At 44.0% G+C, this 3,782-nt stretch carries 3 protein-coding genes and 1 pseudogene; 2 read left to right on the top strand and 2 right to left on the bottom strand.

Features of this window, described 5'->3' with window-relative positions:
- Positions 1-226: 226 nt before the first annotated feature.
- Complete coding sequence (locus tag O9332_RS01580; protein WP_004266804.1) at positions 227-1,045, top strand: transglutaminase-like domain-containing protein; 819 nt, start codon at positions 227-229, stop codon at positions 1,043-1,045.
- A 183-nt stretch (positions 1,046-1,228) separates the two neighbouring features.
- Here O9332_RS01580 and O9332_RS01575 read toward each other — a convergent pair whose 3' ends face one another.
- Positions 1,229-2,035 (bottom strand): DUF8623 domain-containing protein, encoded by an 807-nt coding sequence (locus O9332_RS01575; protein ID WP_288023376.1) that lies wholly within the window; start codon positions 2,033-2,035, stop codon positions 1,229-1,231.
- A gap of 81 nt (positions 2,036-2,116) precedes the next feature.
- On the opposite strand from O9332_RS01575, the gene murG reads away from it, so the two are divergent.
- Positions 2,117-3,190: an undecaprenyldiphospho-muramoylpentapeptide beta-N-acetylglucosaminyltransferase gene (gene murG, locus O9332_RS01570; protein ID WP_288023375.1), complete on the top strand. Its 1,074-nt coding sequence runs from the start codon at positions 2,117-2,119 to the stop codon at positions 3,188-3,190.
- Here the strand turns inward: murG and O9332_RS01565 are convergent.
- Positions 3,172-3,648 (bottom strand): annotated as a pseudogene (locus O9332_RS01565) (Uma2 family endonuclease); the annotation flags it as partial. The gene murG and the pseudogene O9332_RS01565 sit on opposite strands and share 19 nt — an antisense overlap.
- Between the last annotated feature and the right edge of the window lie 134 nt (positions 3,649-3,782).

The raw sequence follows: 3,782 nt of genomic DNA, 5'->3' as shown, positions 1-3,782 counted from the left end.
AGTGATTGGGGGGAAAATTTAGGGATTTTTTCCCTGAAAATTAGGTAATTGACCACCTGAAAATGGGTAAAACCCCACACCCCACACCCCACACCCCACACCCTGCCCCCACGAAAAACTTTTTCAGCAGCCCCTAAGTAGTCAGGCCTAACTTTTTTCAGTCTGGCGATTATTGGCGTTTCATCTCTACCAATCCTGACAAAATTTCATTTAGATAGGAGTCCTAATGTTAATCCATGTTGGTTATGAATTTGGCTTTGATGCCCCCTTACCCGTGGTCATGTTGTTAAAACTTTATCTACACCCCTCAATTTTAAATCAAGTTAGACAATCGGAAAATTTGCAGGTGGAACCGGCAACAAAAATAGAAGAATTTTTAGATAGCTTCGGTAATCGAACCAGTCGTCTAATTTTACCCGACGGACAGATTCGCATTCACAATGAAGCGGTTATCGAGAATGAATGGAAACCCGATATCGTTAATGGGAATGCCCAAGAAATTCCTCTAGCAGAGTTACCAACCCAAGTTTTTCCCTACCTAATGAGTAGCCGTTATTGTGAAGTGGATTTGCTTTCGGAAATTGCCTGGGAACTTTTCGGACAAACTCCCCCCGGTTGGGCAAGGGTACAAGCGGTTTGTGATTGGGTTCATAGTCACATTCGTTTTGGTTACGAATACGCGCGGGTGACGAAAACCGCCTATGATGTCTATCGGGAAAGAACGGGGGTTTGTCGCGATTTTAACCATCTAGCTTTGACTTTTTGCCGTTGCCTAAATATTCCCGCCCGTTATGCCTCCGGCTATCTCGGAGATATCGGTATTTCTCCCCAACCTCTACCGATGGATTTTAGTGCTTGGTTTGAAGTTTATTTAGACCATCAATGGTACACCTTTGATGCTCGTCATAACACCCCCAGAATCGGGCGGATTTTAATGACTCGCGGCTTAGATGCCGTCGATGCTTCCCTAACAACTTCTTTTGGTCAAGTAAATTTAACAAAATTTAAAGTATGGACGAGCGATGTTTCCCACCTCTATGCTTAATCAGAGTATTTATTAAACCTCTTGCATAATTAATTTTTGAGGGTTCAAAAACGGCAAAAATAAGGATTAAATTGCCTGAAAGTGCCAGCCATTGGAGTGAAAGGGGGAAATAAAACCCTACACCCCACACCCTACACCCCACACCCCACCAACAAGCTTTTTGCCGCAACACCCAGATAAAAATTACTTTTCTACCTTAACCCGTTGAGTAACGACAACAATCCCATCGCCTTGGATTAAAATCGCCGATAACCAGCGATTTTCCGGTGTTGCCGGCGCTTTTACCCGCTTAAATAAACCGCCGGACTGTAATAATTCCAATTCTAGAGGCTTTGTATTAATATAACGCTCAATATCTACTTTCTCATCGATCGCCGTTCCGGCCAATAAATCATCCCCTAAAGGTTCGCGGACAATCACATCAAAATCAAATTCTTGACCCACTTTCACCCTCTCGGGAATTCTCACCTGAATACTGGGGGGATTTTTGCCGGTGCTTAACTCAACTCTCTCGCTTAAAATCTCCTGATAAACCAGTTTATTCCCTTGAAATTGTTGACGAGAACGAATCGTAGCATTCATTCCCACCACTCGTCCCTGCACCTTTCCCGTCCCGGTAATTTTAGTAATTGTATTGGCCGTTAACTTATCACCAGAACGACTCCAAGATTCGAGAGTCGTGGTGTATTGTAGATTGTTATAACGTTCCCAAAAATGAGTTAAAGCCTTTTTAGTTTTTTCGTAGGTCAAGCCATCGGAGTTAGTAAATTTCGGACTATAAAACTCCATTAATTGCTTGAGATTTCGCTCATTAGCCGCCGTTTCGATTTTGGAGATAAGCGTTTTTAAATTAGCCGGAGCAGTTTCTGGCTTTTCGGCTCGCAGACCGGTAGCAAGGGCAAAAGTTAACCCCAAACCTAACAGCAACGATAGGGAAAAATTGAGGGATTGACGAAAAAATGTATTGGGAATCGTGTTCAAGTTACGCATTAGTGATAGTTTGTGTAAGGATCGATCAATAACTATGGTAGATTATTTCATTCTAGGGCTGAATTTCCCCTCTCTCGAATTATGGCACGCACTCCAACCCGTCTATTGATTGCCGCTAGTGGTACTGGTGGTCATTTATTTCCCGCTTTGGCCCTGGCCGAGCGCTTGCCGGATTACGAGATTGAATGGTTAGGAGTTCCAGACCGTCTCGAACAGTCCTTAGTTCCAAAAACCTATCCCCTGCACACCATCCCCATTGAGGGATTTCAAACCCGTTTCGGGTTAAAAACTCTCAAGATTCTGTTCGGTCAACTGCGGGCCATTTGGCAAGTGCGTAGTTTAATCAAAAAACGTCAGATAGCGGCAGTTTTTACCACCGGGGGTTATATCGCAGGCCCGACCATTTTAGCGGCTCGTTTAGCCAATATTCCCGTCATCCTACACGAATCTAACTACATACCGGGCAAAGTCACGAAAGTTCTCGGTCGCTGGTGCGATACGGTTGCCCTCGGTTTTCAGGGAACCGCCAGCTATTTACCCGGCACTCGTACCACTTGGTCTAGTACGCCCGTACGGGAGCAGTTTCTCATTCCCCAGTCCCTAGATTTACCGATTCCAGAGACTGCTTTTTTAATTGTCGTTGCCGGTGGTTCTCAAGGGGCCGTGGCTCTTAATCAACTTGTGCGACAAAGCGCTCCCCAATGGTTAGAAAAAGGCATTTATATCGTGCATCTCACGGGAGAAAACGACCCCGAAGCGGATAGTTTGCGCCATTCTAACTATTTTTCCCGGCCTTTTTACGACAATATGGCGGGATTATGGCAAAGAGCTAATCTGGCTATCAGTCGCTCCGGAGCCAGCACTTTAACAGAATTAGCGATCACTTGTACGCCTTCGATTTTAATTCCCTATCCTTTTGCTGCCGAAGACCATCAGTTCTATAATGCCCAAGTTTTCGCTGAAGCTCAAGCCGCTTATCTTTACCGTCAAAATGAGTTAACTGCTCAGTTTTTAGGCGAATTAGTCCTCGATTTATGGTCTAATCCCGAAAAATTGGCCGCCATGGCCCAACAAGCTTCTCATCTAGCTATTAGTGACAGTGCCGATTTATTAGCCGATTTGTTGAGAAGAAAGATTCAAAAAGATAGTTTTTGAAACAAATCAGCCACCAGAAAAGTGAACCCCGGAACCACATCTTCCCCCTCCAGAAAATCTCCTGATGTTAATAATCCCTGCGGTTCGTACCCGCAACGATAAACTAAAACATAGTGTTGACGGGGACTGATAACCCAGAGCAAACGAGTCCCATTGGCAAAATACTCGGCAATTTTGTCCTCGATTTCTGCCACTGTATTCCCCGGAGAGAGAATTTCTACCACTAAATCTGGCCCACCTTCTAAAAAACCCGTCGGCAATTCTTCCAATCCTTGCAGATGTTCCTTAGCAAAAAAAGCTATATCAGGAGAGCGTTTATTACCATTTTTCATAGTAAAAGCAGTGCTGGAGTCCAATAATACCCCTAGTTTTCGAGATGTTACTAAAGCGAATAAAGCAGCACTTAAAATAATGGCAATATAACCATGTAAAGCCCCAGAATTACCCAGATTAATTAGGGCTTGCTGAATAAATCTAAAAACCTTGTTGGATAAGACTTTTGGACTTTTTTCCCCTCAAAAAGTACCAGATATGGGAGTGATCAGGGGGAAATTCAGGGACTTTTTCCCTGAAAATTAGGTAATTGACCCCC

Source organism: Microcystis sp. LE19-10.1B (assembly GCF_027530565.1).
Lineage (GTDB): Bacteria > Cyanobacteriota > Cyanobacteriia > Cyanobacteriales > Microcystaceae > Microcystis > Microcystis aeruginosa.
This window is presented reverse-complemented; position numbering and strand designations above follow the sequence as displayed.

Bases quoted from the DNA above. Each gene is read 5' to 3' on its own strand.
- O9332_RS01580 (WP_004266804.1), top strand. From the start codon at position 227: ATGTTAATCCATGTTGGTTATGAATTTGGCTTTGATGCCCCCTTACCC.
- O9332_RS01575 (WP_288023376.1), bottom strand. From the start codon at position 2,035: ATGCGTAACTTGAACACGATTCCCAATACATTTTTTCGTCAATCCCTC.
- murG (WP_288023375.1), top strand. From the start codon at position 2,117: ATGGCACGCACTCCAACCCGTCTATTGATTGCCGCTAGTGGTACTGGT.